Source organism: Nocardiopsis alkaliphila YIM 80379 (assembly GCF_000341005.1).
Classification (GTDB): domain Bacteria; phylum Actinomycetota; class Actinomycetes; order Streptosporangiales; family Streptosporangiaceae; genus Nocardiopsis; species Nocardiopsis alkaliphila.
Genome location: NZ_ANBD01000135.1, coordinates 1 through 12,614, shown reverse-complemented (window position 1 = coordinate 12,614; position 12,614 = coordinate 1). Strand labels below are relative to the sequence as shown.

Here is a 12,614-nt window from a genome sequence, read left to right as displayed (position 1 = left end):
CCCGCCTCGGCCCCCTCGCCTCCGGCGGCCAGCGCCCGGTGGAATGCCCGCATGGCCGTTCCGGTCCGTTCGTCGGCGATCGGTAGCGGGCCGGCCACCACCGTGCGCGTTCCCATCGCCACCAGGGTTCCGGCGAAACCACCGGGGAAGCGGGTGAGGAAACCGCGCCCTCCCCAACAGGTGGCCAGGGTGACCAGTACCGGCGGGGTGCGCAGCCGCACCAGATCATGGGCGAGGAGGGGGCCGTCGGCCAGCTCCACCCGGGACAACAGGGCCGAGCGCTCATCGGCGTGCCCGTGTCCGGCCAGGTGGGCCATGTCCGCTCCGGCCAACGCGTCCAGCACCGGTCGCCGCCGTGCCCGCTCCAGCACTCGTGCGCCGGGGTAGATCCCCGACAGGGCACGTACCTCCGCACTGGCTCCGGCCGGCTCGGGGCCCGACGCCAACAGCACCCGGGGCCCCGTGTGGCACCCGCGCCCGGTCCAGGCACGGGCTCCGGTGACCACGGTGAGGGGCCTGCCACGCAGTCCGGGCAGCAACCCCCAGGGCGGGTCGTCGAGGTAGGCATCGCCGGTGACCACCAGCGCGCGGTCTTCGACCAAGGGTGAGACCGGTCCCACCAGGGCCGCGTCGACCTCGGTCAAGGCCCGAACCACGCCGTTCCCGGCCGCTACGGTCGCATATTCATGTCGCAGACGTGCCAGTGATCGCCGCGTCCGAAGCAGGGGGCCCAGCGGGACCGCGCGCACCCGGCCGGCCACCGCGACCAAGGCCACCGCCTGATCCGCGGCCCGTGTGTAGTGCACGAACGCCCGATCGCCCAGGGTGTCGAACAGCCGTCCCAGGACCGGCCCCGGATGTCGCGCACCTGTTCGCGTGACCCATGGACGGGTCATCGCCGGATCCGTTCCCGGTGACCGGTCGGCCATCGAAGCCAGGGTCTTGGCACCGGCCACCGGGCGGACCAGTTCCGCCCACTCCAGGGCCGCCGCCGGGTCCTCGGCCGCCAAAGCGCCCTCCAATCCGGCCCGGAGCACGTGGGGGTCGTTGATCCCCGCACCCAACCAAGGGCCGGGCAGCGGCGCCCTTCCGGTGGGGCCGACCCGCTTCGTTCCCGGAACCGGAGCGGGGGCCTGGACGGGCACTTGCGCGAGCCGGGTACTCGTTCCCTCGCCGAACGAATCGGTCGTGCGTTCGGCCAGAGCGGTCAGGGCACGGGTGGCGACGAGGTCCGTGCCGGTACGGGCGGAGGTGGGCGAGCGCCACTCCAGAGCCGTGTGAGCACGATCGAGGGGGTGGTCGCGGCGCGTACGTTCGGCGCTTCGCTCCAGCCGGGAGGCCAGGCCGTACCAGAGGGAACCCGGTCCGGTACGCCGACGGACCCGTCGGATCATGTGCAGCGCCGCCCTGTGGTCACCCTCCAACAGGTGGAGCTTGGCCTCCACCAGGGTGCGGGCGGTGCCGGTCAGTTCGTCGCGCCAGGGCGCCTCGGCCAGGGTTCGGCCGGCCTCCTCCACCAACCCTTCGCAGAGCAAGGCCTCGGCCAGGTCGACGCGCAGCGCCTCTTGGCGGTCGAAGGGGACCAGGTGGGTGAGTTCCAAAAAGGTGTCGATGGCGCCGGCGCTGTCACCCCGGTACAGGGCCAGACATCCCTGATTCTGTCGGGCGACCGTGTCGAGCAGGGACAATCCCCGTTCCTCGGCCAAGGCCTGGGCCTCGTGCAGGTTCTCCTCCGCGGGTCCGAAACGGCCGCACAGGGACTGGGCCAGGCCCAGATCGGTGAGCACACCGGGCAGTACCGGGGCGAGTTCGGCTGCCGGGTGTCCACGAAGTCGCCACCTGGTGTCCTCCAACAGGGTGACGGTCTCCTCGAAACGACCCGAGCGCGCCAGCCGCACCCCGTGGGCGACGGTGGCCAACAGGGGGCGGGCGGCGTGCAGGACCACGCTCTCGATGGGCGGAGGTTGGGGTTTCGCGCTGGGGGGCACGTCGGCCGCCTTTCACCGGTGGGACCGCTCGTCTCCAGTGATAGCAGCGCTCGGAGGGGTTCGACAGAGCCCGGAGAGAACCTGTGGACGAACGAAGCAGGGTGAACCCGGACTCGTCCTGAAAAAGAGGGGGCGTTCGTACGGGTAGAAGTGAACATCCACCCGAGTTTCGGTCGGCCCCTATTCAGATGTTGAACCAGTCGGTGAGCGCGAGGGGATGCTCTGGGCGTTCCACCACCAAGGAGAGGGGGCCAGGGCGCAGACCGGTGGCGTGGAAGGCGCCGTCGACCCCCACGAACAGACGCGACCTCTCGCCGGGGCGGCGCAGGAACACCTCCACGTGGTCGAAGTCGCCGTCGATCAGGCCGGCGAGGGAGCGCAGGTCCCCTCGACCTCGGATCCGTAGGTCGATCGTCGATCCGTCGAGGTCGAAGCGCAGCACGGTCGTGGGTCCGTCCTCATCGGAGCGATGCGCACCCGGTCGGAAGATGGCGTCGCGGACGGTTCGGGCCGGGGCGGCTCCGTCGAGGGAGCGATCGAAGGCGGCCAACGCCGCCGCCCGGCCGGGTTCTGGGTCCTTCACGGGTCACGTACGCCTTTCGGTCGGTTCGGCGCCGCCAAGGTGCGGCGGAGCCGACGGAACAGGTGCCGTCGCTCGTTGGCGGTGGTGCGGTGGGAGAGCGGTGAGAGACCGGGGGAGTCGTCCAGGTAGTGGTGGGCGACACGGCGATCGGTCGGATCGAGCGCGTCGATGGCCCGGTGGAGTTCGGCTTCGCGTTCCTTGCGCAGGTAGTCGTCCTCGACGTGGGAGGTGGGATCGGCGTGAGTGGTCAGGTGATCGGGGTCGATCGGCAGCGGATTCCACAACTTCTCCCGCTGACGTCCGCACACGTCGCGCGTCACCCTGCGCAGCCAGGCACCGAGGCGGTGCGGGGAACGCAACCGGGGCAGATGGTGGTTGAGTCTGAGCCAGACGGTCTGCACGGCGTCTTCACGGTCCTGCCGAGGCAGTCCGTAGGAGCGGGCGATCCGGTTCACCATGGGCAGGTGACGGTCCACGATCCGCTCCCAGGCGTCGACGGCACCACCGCAAGCGGCCAGCACCAGTTCGGCGTCCGAATAGGGGGAGGGTTCGGGGCCGGATGTGGCCGGAACAGGCGAAAGTGGGGGAAAAATCTCCCCTGAACTGCATGAATGCGGCGTTTCGTGGCGAGGGTCTCCGAGATGGACGTCCTCGCGTGACTGGTCCGGCACACCGGCTCCCACTATGATCGGACTCCCTGTCGTCACCTGGGACACACGCTAATCCTTGTGCGTTCGGGACCGGTGGGGAACACTGGAAAATGCCGGTGTGCGAGATGGTTTCCAAGGTGCCTGTGGGGCACAATGGGACAAAAGCATTCAGGCGGGTATGCAACCTTCTCGTGGTACGAGGGCGTCGGGGAAGCGCACTCGTTCGTAACAGGAGGTTCGGTGTCCGCACGTGGCGTCTTGTACGTCCACTCCGCGCCCGCGGCGCTGTGCCCACACGTCGAGTGGGCGGTCGCGGGTGTCGTCGGTGTTCCCGTGAAACTCGATTGGGTCGCCCAACCGGCCGCACCCGGAAACCACCGCGCCGAGCTCAATTGGCAGGGGCGACCGGGGACGGCGGGGGAACTGGCCTCGGCGTTGAACTCGTGGCAGCGCCTGCGCTTCGAGGTGACCGAGGAAGGGTCGCCCGGATGCGACGGCGTCCGCTACAGCTACACGCCCTCCCTCGGCGTGTTCACCGCCATCACCAGCGCCGCCGGTGAGGTCCTGGTCCCCGAGGGTCGGCTGCGCGCGGCCATGGACAAGGTCGCCGCGGAAGGCGGCGACCTGGCCGTCGAACTCGACCGGCTCACCGGCCGGGCCTGGGACGAGGAACTCGAACCCTTCCGCTACGCCGGCGATGGCGCACCGGTGCGCTGGCTGCACGCCGTCGGTTGACCCTTCGTCCTTCCCCGGCCCCGGGCGGACCCACCCCACGCCGCGGGACGAGCCCGGATCAGCAGGGAGGTTCGGCCTCGTCCGGCCAGATGGCCGAGGCGAGCAGCACGGCCGCCCAGATCCCCAGGGGGATCAACGGCCAATACAGCACCAATTCTCCACCGAGCACACTGGTCGCGCCCCACAGAGCGGTCAACAACCCACCGGCCGTCGCCCACCAGCGCCACTCCTGTCCCCACTCCGACCATGGCAGCCCAGGGGGAGGACGATGATCGCCAGGGGTGTCACGGACACGTCCATGGTGGAAGCGAGGGGCCGGGACCGGGGGAGAGGGGATGTCCGCCGTCAACGCGCGCAACTCACCGACCAATACCGCGTTCAACGCCTCGCCCACCCGACGTTCGTACTCGTCGTGGTCCAGACGCCCCTCGGAGAACGCCACCGCCAGACGGTCGATGGTCAGGTCTCGGTCGGTGTCCGAGGCTCGCATCCGGTTCGGCGGCAGACTTCTGGTCTCCACTTCCCACCCCCAAAGGCGCGAGTCGATGACCACACCCTACGTGCCGTATCGGACGCGCGAAAGAGCCGGCCGAAGGCGATTCGCGAGGCATTTCGCCGGCCCTCGGGGAGCCTTCGTCGCGGTGGTTCAAAGCCCGAGCCAGTGGGCGATGGCGCGGCAGGTGGAAGGGTCGGACGCCCCCACCAGGCCGGTGTGTTCGTAGCGGCCTCGGTAGGGGAACGGAGTGCCGTCCAATCGGGCCAGGCGACCGCCTACCTCGGACAGGACCAGACCGGGCGCCGCCACGTCCCAATCACGCACCGCGACGTCCTTGACGAACAGATGGGCGGCGCCCTCCGCGATCAGGCACAGCTTCAGCGAGATGCTGCCACTCTCCAGGTACTCGCCGTAGCCGAAGCGTTCGTACACCCGCCTGGCGATCCCGGAGGGCGCGGGGGTGTTGTCGGTGAGCACGCCTTGCCCGGGTGGGCCGGGAGTCAGCCGGGACAGGGGGATCCGATCCCTCGCGGCGCCCTGACCGCGTACGGCCGTGTACAGGACCTGACTTTGTGGAGCGAAGACCGCCGCCACCTCGGGTCGATCCCCGATCATCAACGCCGCCTGGGTGACGTAGCCATCGAACCCGTGCGCGTAACTGGCGGTACCGTCGATCGGATCGATCAGCCAGTACCGTGGTGGCCGCGGGTTCGACAACGACGCGGGGTCCTCCTCGCTCACCACCGGGACGTGCGGGTCGATGGCCCTCAACCGCCGGGCCAGCGCCCGGTGGGCCATCGCGTCGGCCTCGGCCTTGAACTGCTCACCCTGCCACACACCGCTGCGCACCGAGGGGTCCTCACGCCACTCGCGCAACAGACGACCGACCTCCGTGACCGCCGTGGCCAGGGCCGCCGAAAGTGAATGCCGCACACTCATCGGGCGCGCACCCCGACCACCGAGGACTGCCCGACCACCGCCGTAGCCCTCACGTCCGTCTTTCCCGACCCTGCCTCACCCGTCGGCCCGGACAGCGCGGACCCCGCACCGTGCCGGGTGGGGCCAGGCACCGGGAAGACGCCGCGTGAGGCGAACTCGTCCTCACCGATGAACTCGTCGCTCCAGTGCCGCACCATCGCCACGCCCTCGCGCCACTCATCGGTCAGTCGGGGGCCATCGGTCACCACCTGGTGCAACAACCCCGCGATCTCCTCCACCCCGGCCGCCGCCGTCAGGGCCGCGGTGGAGGAGAAACGGGGATTGATCTCGAAGACACGGGGCCGGCCCTGCGCGTCCAAGCACAACTGCACGTTGAACGGGCCGTCCGCGCGCAGTGTCGCCTGGATCGCCCGACAGGTCCGGATCACCTCGGTCTCGCGCCGGCTCACGGCGTACTTGGTCACACCCTGCTTGAGGACGACCTCCTTGGGCACCACCGCCTGCACCTCACCGTCGCGCCAGACCACGACCGACACCGTGTACTCCGGCCCGGTGACGCGCTCTTGCACGATCAGCTCCTCGGCCGCGTAACCGCTCTGGGAGACGACCTCGGCCATGTCACGGGCCGAGTCGACGAACACCACCCCTCGGCCACCCCGCCCGCTGCGCGGCTTGACGACGAGGCCGTCCGGGAAGTGGTCGGCCTCGTGGGCGGGCCACTCCGCCGCCGACCAGGTGCGCGGAATTCCGATTCCGACCTCCTCCAGCCGTCGCATGAGCGCGTACTTGTCCAGGCAGGTGGCGACGAAGTCCGGGAGGGGCAGCAGCACCCGCACGCCGTCCTCGGCCAGTTCGGCCACCCGGACCAGCTCCTCGTCCACCAGGGGGACGAGGGCGACCGCCCCCTCCAGCGCGCACAGTTCCCGCATCCTGGGCAGGAAGGCCTCACTGTCGCCCGGCGGCACGAGGTAGCCGCGGTCGGCCAGGTACAACCCCGGGGCGGCGGGGTCCATATCGGTGGCCACCACTCGGAAACCTCGTTCGCGTAGGTGGAGGATGGTCCCGGGAGTGGAGGGCGAACCCGCCGTCGTCACCACGACCGTCGGTTGCCTCGCATTGCTCGAAGACTGCTGTGCCACCGGATGAGAACCCTTCCAAACGGCCGTCGGATCGGATCGGGGTGAGGGTGGGGATGAACCGACCCGGGGGTCGTTCAGCCGAGGTTCACCTCGGACGTCGCTCCGTAACGGGTGAACCCCGACTGACACGACCCTAGACCGGAAGAGGTCGGTGGGACCCGTGTTTGGCCGAAACCGGTTGTCGGGTGAACCGGGGGACCCCTCGCGCGTGTACCCGGAGGCCTTGGGAACCGGGGTCCTCACGCGAGAAGGGACGGAGGGCGAAGACGCCTCGGAAAGTGCCTTCGTCCTCCGCGAGGAAGACCGCTCCTCAGATCACTCCTGCTCGTAGACCGGGGTGATGATCGCGCGACCCAGCGAGTGCGAGAACAGGTTGAATCCGAGGAAGGCGGGGCTGGCGGAGGAGTCGATGCCCAGACTCGGCACGTCCACCGCGTGCACCACGAAGAAGTACCGGTGCGGGCCGTGCCCGGCGGGCGGGGCGGCGCCGATGTAGCGGTGGCTCCCGGCGTCGTTGCGCAGCGTGATGGCCCCTTCCGGCAGGCCCGAACCGTTGCCGGCGTCGGACGCCAATTCGCTCACCCCGACCGGGACGTCGCACACCGCCCAGTGCCAGAACCCGCTCGCGGTGGGGGCGTCGGGATCGAAGCAGGTGACGGCGAAGCTCTGCGTGCCCTCGGGGAAGCCGCTCCAGGACAGGTGTGGGGAGACGTCCTCGCCTCCGGCGCCCATGATTCCGCTGACCTGGGCCTTGGGCAGGGTCTGCCCGTCCCTCACGTCATCACTGGTGAGGGTGAAAGGCTCGACCCGGGGCAGGAAGTCGTAAGGGGAGGGTGGCGTGGCCACGGTGATGGCCTCCTTCGGTCTCGTGGACGTTCGTGCGCTACCGAACATACGCCCCGCACCGCTCGGAAGCGGTTTCGAACGCGCCGGCGGAGGCGGTCTACTCCGCGGTAGGGGCGGCGTTGTACGGTCGTGCCACGTCTGAACGAATCCGGTTCGGTTCCGCGTGCCGGACCGGCCCACCGAGACAGGAGCCGTCATGAGCGACCGCTGGGGCATCACCGTCCCCCTCGAGGGTGTTCCCCTCCCCGATCAGCGCACCCTCTTCGAGTCGATGCCCGACCTCGGATACACCGACGCCTGGTCGGCCGAGGCCAATGGCACCGACGCGTTCACCCCACTGGCCCTGGCCAGTGTCTGGGCGCCCCGGTTGCGCCTGGGGACCGCGATCGTGCCCGCCTACACCCGTGGCCCAGCGACCCTGGCGATGAGCGCCGCCACCATGGCCGCCGCCGCTCCGGGCCGATTCTCCCTGGGCGTGGGCACCTCCTCCAACGTCATCGTGGAGAGGTGGAACTCCATCCCCTTCGAGGAGCCCTACAAGAAGGTCCGCGACACCGTGCGCTTCCTACGCGAGGCGCTCACCGGACAGAAGGTCAAGGCCGAGTACGACACCTTCACGGTCAAGGGCTTCACCCTCGGCGCGGTCCCCGAGCAACAGCCTCCCATCCTGATCGCCGCCCTGCGCCAAGGCATGTTGCGCCTGGCCGGTAGGGAGGCCGACGGGGCCATCATCAACTGGCTCGGGGCCGAGGACGTGCGCACGGTCGCGCCCATCGTCCGTGAGTTCGGCGAGGACAAGGAGATCGTGGCCCGGATCTTCGCCATTCCCGACACCGACGCCGAGACCGCCCGAGAGATCGGCCGCTGGGCCATCTCCGCCTACCTGAACGTGCCGGTCTACCGGGCCTTCCACGAATGGCTGGGCCGCGAGGAACTGGGCCCCATGTGGAAGGCGTGGGACGAGGGGGACCGCAAGGGCGCGCTCGCCGCCATCCCCGACTCCGTGATCGACGACCTCATCGTGCACGGCCCCGCGGAGTACTGCCGTGAGCGGATCGAGGCCTATGTGGAGGCCGGGGTGAGCACGCCGGTGATCGCGCCGATCGGCCCGCCCACCCAGGACCCGGCCGACGTTCTTCGTGCGCTCGCGCCCCGGGGCTGATTCGGGGCACCGTCGGGGTGTTCTCGCGTGCGCATCGGCGTGACGGGAACATCCCGACTGTTCGGTATGTAGGGGGCTCCGGGGCCTTCGCCCATGATTCGGATCGATCTTGCCACCGGTGGCCAGGGAAAGGCATTCCGTGACCATGGTGGCAAGATCGATCCGAGAAATCGGTACGTCATGACCGCCGGGATTCGAGCTCGACCGGTCCCAGGAACCGCCGCGCCCGCAGCACCAACTCCAACTCGAAGCGCTTGGTGGGCTCGCGCAGGTCGGGCCCGAAGAGTTCTTCCAGCCGCCGCATCCGGTAGCGCACCGTCTGCGGGTGGATTCGCAACCGTTCGGCCGCCTCGTTGGCGTTGAACCCCGATTCCAGCCAGGCCAGCAGGGTGTCGGCCATCCGGCCGCGCTGGGGCTCGCGCATCGCCGACAACGGCGCCAGGCGCCTGCGGGCCATCGCCGCCACCAGTTCGGTGTCCCGGGACAGCAACAGCTCCGTCAGGTGGTCGCCCCACCGCAGCACCCCGCTCGCCGGGACCATCCGCGTACGCACCAGCTCCGCCAGCTCCCGGGCACGTTCCAACGACTCCGGTGCCCGGGCCAAGGGGACCGTGGGGCCCAGGACCGCACCGACCCCCCGCAGTGACCGCTCCAAGGACCGCGACCGCCCAGGCCCCTCCGGGTCGGGTACCAGCGCGCACGGTTCCACCCGCTCCAGGTCCACCAGTACGTCCGAGGGCAGTACCGGGGCGGGCGTATCGCCGGATTCCTGCTGATGGAGCAGCGCGACCGCCACGTGTTCGGGCAAGCGCCACCGGGCGGCCCGGGCCAGGGAGGCCAGCGCTCCGGCCTCCGGTTCGGTGCCCGATTCGGCCAACAACACCCCCAGCAGTCGCGAGCGTCGGCGCCGCAACGCCGCCACCCCGGCCCCGCGCGCCTGCGCGTACCCCTGGGAGGCCGCCGTCGAGACCTCCTCCTGGAACGCGAAGACCGCCTCGCCCAACGCCGCCACGTGGTCGCGTTCGAGCGTCTCGACCTGAGCCAACCTGCTCCACGCCACCGCCGCCGATATGCGCATCCCCGTGTGCAGGCACTCCAGACCACGGCCGTGCCGGGCCTCGCTCGCACCGAAGGAACGGAAGGTCCGGGCCAGCACGTCACGCCCTTGGGCGTCCGTTCCGTGCTCGATCCGGTCCAGGAAGGTGTGCACCGCCGTACCGATCGCCTCTCGGATCGCTTCGACGTGCTCGGGGTCCAGGTGGTGGGAGTCGGCTTCGACGCGTCGACGGATCCCGTCCACGGCCTGCTCGACCAGAGCGGGGACCGAGGGGCGCAGTCGCGCGCCCAGCTTCGCGGACAGGTTCGGCTGTGGGGCCTGGTGGGAGCCCTCCCGAAGTGGGTACGTCATCTCACCTCCGGCGCGGACGCACGGCGGAGCCGTTCGAGGCACGCCCGCGCGTGCTCTGTGCGCCAGAAGGTCACCGTGAAGCCGGTCACCGCCTCCCATCCCACCAGAGTGGCCCCGCCCGGACAAGCCCGGCCCTGAGAGAAGGAGGACCGGTGCTTTGCCTGGTTCTCGAACGCGGCTGGTCACCGAACGGGTGAATGCGGTAACAATGTTGCGACAAGGCCGACCCCGTCGACCGACCTGACCCGCTCCTGGAAGGCTCCCCCCTCATGCGACGCATCCTGCTCTGCTCCATCCCCCTGGCCTTGGCCCTGGCCGCCTGTAGCGGAGGCGGCGAGGACGCCCCCGACCCCGACGACGCCTCCGAGGCCGAGGCCGAAGGCGGCTCCGAGGCGGCCGCCCGAGCCGTCGCCGAGGGGTTCGTGGCCTCCCTGAACGCCGACGACGCGGAGGCCGCCTGCGCCTTCATGGACGAGCCCGCCCAATCCGCCGTCATCGCCCAGGGCGAGGACGCCCAGGACTGCCTCACCGCGTTCCCCGACTACAGGGCGAATCTGCCCGAACCCGAGCTCATCGAGATCGGTGAGGTCGAGCTGGGCACCGACCTGGACGGCGAGACCGAGATCGCCACCGTCTCCCTCACACATCCCGATGAGGAGGTGGGCGCCATGGAGGTGCGCGAGTCCGCCGACGGTGAATGGCGCGCCACCCGCGTGCCCGGCACCACCCTCGGCGGCGCCTGACCCTCGACGGCCGGCGTCACGGGCGTGGGTGAGGCGACGAACACCCCGCCGGACGAGCCGGTGGAACCCGACCCGCGTGTCTTCTGGAAGAGTGGTGCCATGGGGCACGGCGGCATCGCGTGCCCCGTGGCACCAAGAGCAAGGAGAAGCGGGATGATCCTCATCGTCGTCAAGTACCGGGTCAAGCCCGAGGCCGTAGACGGCTTCCTCGACGCGGTCGCCGACTTCACCGCGGCCACTCGCGCCGAGCCCGGCAACCTGTGGTTCGAGTGGTCCCGAAGCGTCGAGCGCGACGACGAGTTCGTGCTCGTCGAGGCGTTCGAGGACGGCGCCGGCGAGGCGCACGTCAACAGTGAACACTTCAAGGCCGGCCTGGCCGCGATGAAGCCGCTGCTGGCCGAGACCCCGCTGATCGTCAGTCGCGTCGTGGAGGGCCAGGGCTGGGACCGGATGGGCGAACTCACCATCGACGAGTAGCCCGGGGACGGGCGAGACGGCTGAGGGGGAACGGGCGTTGGACACCTACGTGGCGAGTCAGGACCGGTACGAGCACCTGGAGTACCGCCCCTGTGGTGAGAGCGGGCTGCGGTTGCCGCGCCTCTCGCTGGGACTGTGGCAGAACTTCGGCGCCGACCGGGACTTGGAGGGGCAGCGTCGTATCCTGCGCCGCGCCTTCGACCTGGGCGTCTTCCACTGGGACCTGGCCAACAACTATGGGCCACCGCCCGGTGCCGCCGAGGAGAATCTGGGTCGAATCCTGGCCCGGGACCTGGGTCGGTACCGGGACGAGTTGGTCATCACGACCAAGGCCGGGTGGGTGATGGGCCCGGGGCCGCACCAACAGGGCGGCTCGCGCAAGTACCTGTTGTCCTCGCTGGACCGTTCCCTGGCCCGGATGGGCCTGGACCACGTCGACGTCTTCTACAGCCACCGGCCCGACCCGGACACCCCGTTGGAGGAGACCATGACGGCCCTCCACCACGCGGTGGTGTCCGGGCGGGCGACGTACGCGGGCATCTCCTCCTACGGGCCCTCACTGACCCGCAAGGCGGCCGCCATCATGCGCGATCTGGGCACGCCCCTGGTCGTGCACCAGCCCTCCTATTCGATGCTCAATCGCTGGGTTGAGGAGGGGTTGTTGGAGGCGGCCGCCGACGAGGGGATGGGCGTGGTCGCCTTCTCCCCGCTGGCCCAAGGGCTGCTCACCGACCGGTACCTGGACGGGGCGGTGCCCGCCGACTCCCGCGCCGGGGTGGGCCGGCCCAGTTGGCGCGACAACATGCTCACCGAACAGGTCCTGGACCGGGTCCGTGCGCTGAATCGGATCGCTCTCGAACGCGGCCAGACCCTGGCGCAGATGGCGATCTCCTGGGTGCTGCGCGACCAGGGGCCGCGCACGGTGACCACGGCGCTGATCGGAGCATCCAGCGTCGAGCAGTTGGAGCAGAACCTTCGGGCGAGTGAGTCCGCGGACTTCACCGAGGAGGAATTGCGCGAGATCGACCGGTGGGCGGTGGATTCGGACATCAACATCTGGTGGGGAGCCACGGCCTCCAAGAGCTGAAGGCCCTGGGGCCGGTGGGGTTCATGAGGGCCTGATGCCCCTTTTGGGTCGGAAGTCCCTTGTCCGGGTATCGGGGGTCACCTATTTTGACTCCCACCCCCGCCCGAAAGGCCGCCATGCCCTCCCCCAGGCACCGGGCACCCTGCCCAGCCCTGCCCTCGGTAGCTCCGGGTCGTCATCGCACCAAGGGCTCCCGTGAGGGAAAAGCCCGATGACCCCCACCCAGCTCAGAGCCTTTTCGGCCGTCGTCCGTCTCGGATCGGTCAAACGCGCCGCCAACGAGCTCCGCGTCTCCGAAGCCGCCGTGTCCCTGCACATCGGCAAGCTGCGCAAGCTCTTCGGGGACCGGCTCTTCTCCCGC

14 protein-coding genes are annotated in these 12,614 nt (G+C 70.0%); 6 read left to right on the top strand and 8 right to left on the bottom strand.

Annotated features, from left to right (window positions below; all coding sequences use genetic code 11):
- From D472_RS0119055 to D472_RS0119045, 3 genes are all read right to left on the bottom strand, one after another.
- Positions 1 to 1,988: CHAT domain-containing protein (locus D472_RS0119055; RefSeq protein ID WP_017606064.1), on the bottom strand; the 1,988-nt coding region annotated here is incomplete at its 3' end.
- A gap of 184 nt (positions 1,989 to 2,172) precedes the next feature.
- Positions 2,173 to 2,571: a hypothetical protein gene (locus tag D472_RS0119050; protein ID WP_017606063.1), complete on the bottom strand. Its 399-nt coding sequence runs from the start codon at positions 2,569 to 2,571 to the stop codon at positions 2,173 to 2,175.
- A complete protein-coding gene (locus D472_RS0119045; RefSeq protein ID WP_017606062.1) occupies positions 2,568 to 3,092 on the bottom strand; it encodes an RNA polymerase sigma factor in 525 nt (174 codons plus the stop codon). The genes D472_RS0119050 and D472_RS0119045 overlap by 4 nt, the downstream gene beginning before the upstream one ends.
- Before the next feature lie 369 nt (positions 3,093 to 3,461).
- Here D472_RS0119045 and D472_RS0119040 point away from each other — a divergent pair, with 369 nt between their 5' ends.
- Positions 3,462 to 3,956 (top strand): DUF3145 domain-containing protein, encoded by a 495-nt coding sequence (locus D472_RS0119040; protein ID WP_017606061.1) that lies wholly within the window; start codon positions 3,462 to 3,464, stop codon positions 3,954 to 3,956.
- Between the two features lie 58 nt (positions 3,957 to 4,014).
- Here D472_RS0119040 and D472_RS0119035 read toward each other — a convergent pair whose 3' ends face one another.
- The 4 genes from D472_RS0119035 to D472_RS0119020 all read right to left on the bottom strand — a co-directional run bounded on the left by D472_RS0119035 (position 4,015) and on the right by D472_RS0119020 (position 7,376).
- Positions 4,015 to 4,476 (bottom strand): DUF1707 SHOCT-like domain-containing protein, encoded by a 462-nt coding sequence (locus D472_RS0119035; RefSeq protein ID WP_026117861.1) that lies wholly within the window; start codon positions 4,474 to 4,476, stop codon positions 4,015 to 4,017.
- Positions 4,477 to 4,602: 126 nt separating this feature from the next.
- Positions 4,603 to 5,391, bottom strand: a complete 789-nt coding sequence (locus D472_RS0119030; RefSeq protein WP_017606059.1) for a 3'(2'),5'-bisphosphate nucleotidase CysQ family protein — start codon at positions 5,389 to 5,391, stop codon at positions 4,603 to 4,605.
- Entirely contained in the window at positions 5,388 to 6,488 is a 1,101-nt protein-coding gene (locus D472_RS25980) for an ATP-grasp domain-containing protein (protein WP_017606058.1), read from the bottom strand. The genes D472_RS0119030 and D472_RS25980 overlap by 4 nt, the downstream gene beginning before the upstream one ends.
- Before the next feature lie 357 nt (positions 6,489 to 6,845).
- The gene (locus tag D472_RS0119020) at positions 6,846 to 7,376 is read right to left on the bottom strand and encodes a YbhB/YbcL family Raf kinase inhibitor-like protein (RefSeq protein ID WP_026117860.1); all 531 of its coding nucleotides are present in this window, start codon (positions 7,374 to 7,376) and stop codon (positions 6,846 to 6,848) included.
- A 196-nt stretch (positions 7,377 to 7,572) separates the two neighbouring features.
- Between D472_RS0119020 and D472_RS0119015 the strand changes: the two genes are divergently transcribed.
- A complete protein-coding gene (locus tag D472_RS0119015) occupies positions 7,573 to 8,538 on the top strand; it encodes an LLM class F420-dependent oxidoreductase (RefSeq protein ID WP_026117859.1) in 966 nt (321 codons plus the stop codon).
- Positions 8,539 to 8,716: 178 nt separating this feature from the next.
- Here D472_RS0119015 and D472_RS0119010 read toward each other — a convergent pair whose 3' ends face one another.
- The gene (locus D472_RS0119010) at positions 8,717 to 9,946 is read right to left on the bottom strand and encodes a PucR family transcriptional regulator (RefSeq protein ID WP_017606055.1); all 1,230 of its coding nucleotides are present in this window, start codon (positions 9,944 to 9,946) and stop codon (positions 8,717 to 8,719) included.
- Positions 9,947 to 10,215: 269 nt separating this feature from the next.
- Here D472_RS0119010 and D472_RS0119005 point away from each other — a divergent pair, with 269 nt between their 5' ends.
- The 4 genes from D472_RS0119005 to D472_RS29550 form a co-directional block, all read left to right on the top strand.
- Complete coding sequence (locus D472_RS0119005) at positions 10,216 to 10,689, top strand: phospholipase D-like domain-containing protein (protein WP_017606054.1); 474 nt, start codon at positions 10,216 to 10,218, stop codon at positions 10,687 to 10,689.
- Positions 10,690 to 10,842: 153 nt separating this feature from the next.
- On the top strand, positions 10,843 to 11,166 hold the full coding sequence (locus D472_RS0119000; RefSeq protein ID WP_017606053.1) for a putative quinol monooxygenase: 324 nt from the start codon (positions 10,843 to 10,845) through the stop codon (positions 11,164 to 11,166).
- A 37-nt stretch (positions 11,167 to 11,203) separates the two neighbouring features.
- Positions 11,204 to 12,253 carry an aldo/keto reductase gene (locus D472_RS0118995; RefSeq protein WP_017606052.1) on the top strand — a complete coding sequence of 350 codons (1,050 nt, stop codon included), beginning with the start codon at positions 11,204 to 11,206 and terminating at the stop codon, positions 12,251 to 12,253.
- A 211-nt stretch (positions 12,254 to 12,464) separates the two neighbouring features.
- On the top strand, positions 12,465 to 12,614 hold a 150-nt coding region (locus tag D472_RS29550; RefSeq protein ID WP_152448009.1), incomplete at its 3' end, for a LysR family transcriptional regulator.

What these genes read in the sequence shown, in the direction of transcription:
- D472_RS0119000 (WP_017606053.1), top strand. Translation starts at nt 10,843, where the DNA reads ATGATCCTCATCGTCGTCAAGTACCGGGTCAAGCCCGAGGCCGTAGAC.
- D472_RS0119010 (WP_017606055.1), bottom strand. Translation starts at nt 9,946, where the DNA reads ATGACGTACCCACTTCGGGAGGGCTCCCACCAGGCCCCACAGCCGAAC.
- D472_RS0119015 (WP_026117859.1), top strand. Translation starts at nt 7,573, where the DNA reads ATGAGCGACCGCTGGGGCATCACCGTCCCCCTCGAGGGTGTTCCCCTC.
- D472_RS0119030 (WP_017606059.1), bottom strand. Translation starts at nt 5,391, where the DNA reads ATGAGTGTGCGGCATTCACTTTCGGCGGCCCTGGCCACGGCGGTCACG.
- D472_RS0119005 (WP_017606054.1), top strand. Translation starts at nt 10,216, where the DNA reads ATGCGACGCATCCTGCTCTGCTCCATCCCCCTGGCCTTGGCCCTGGCC.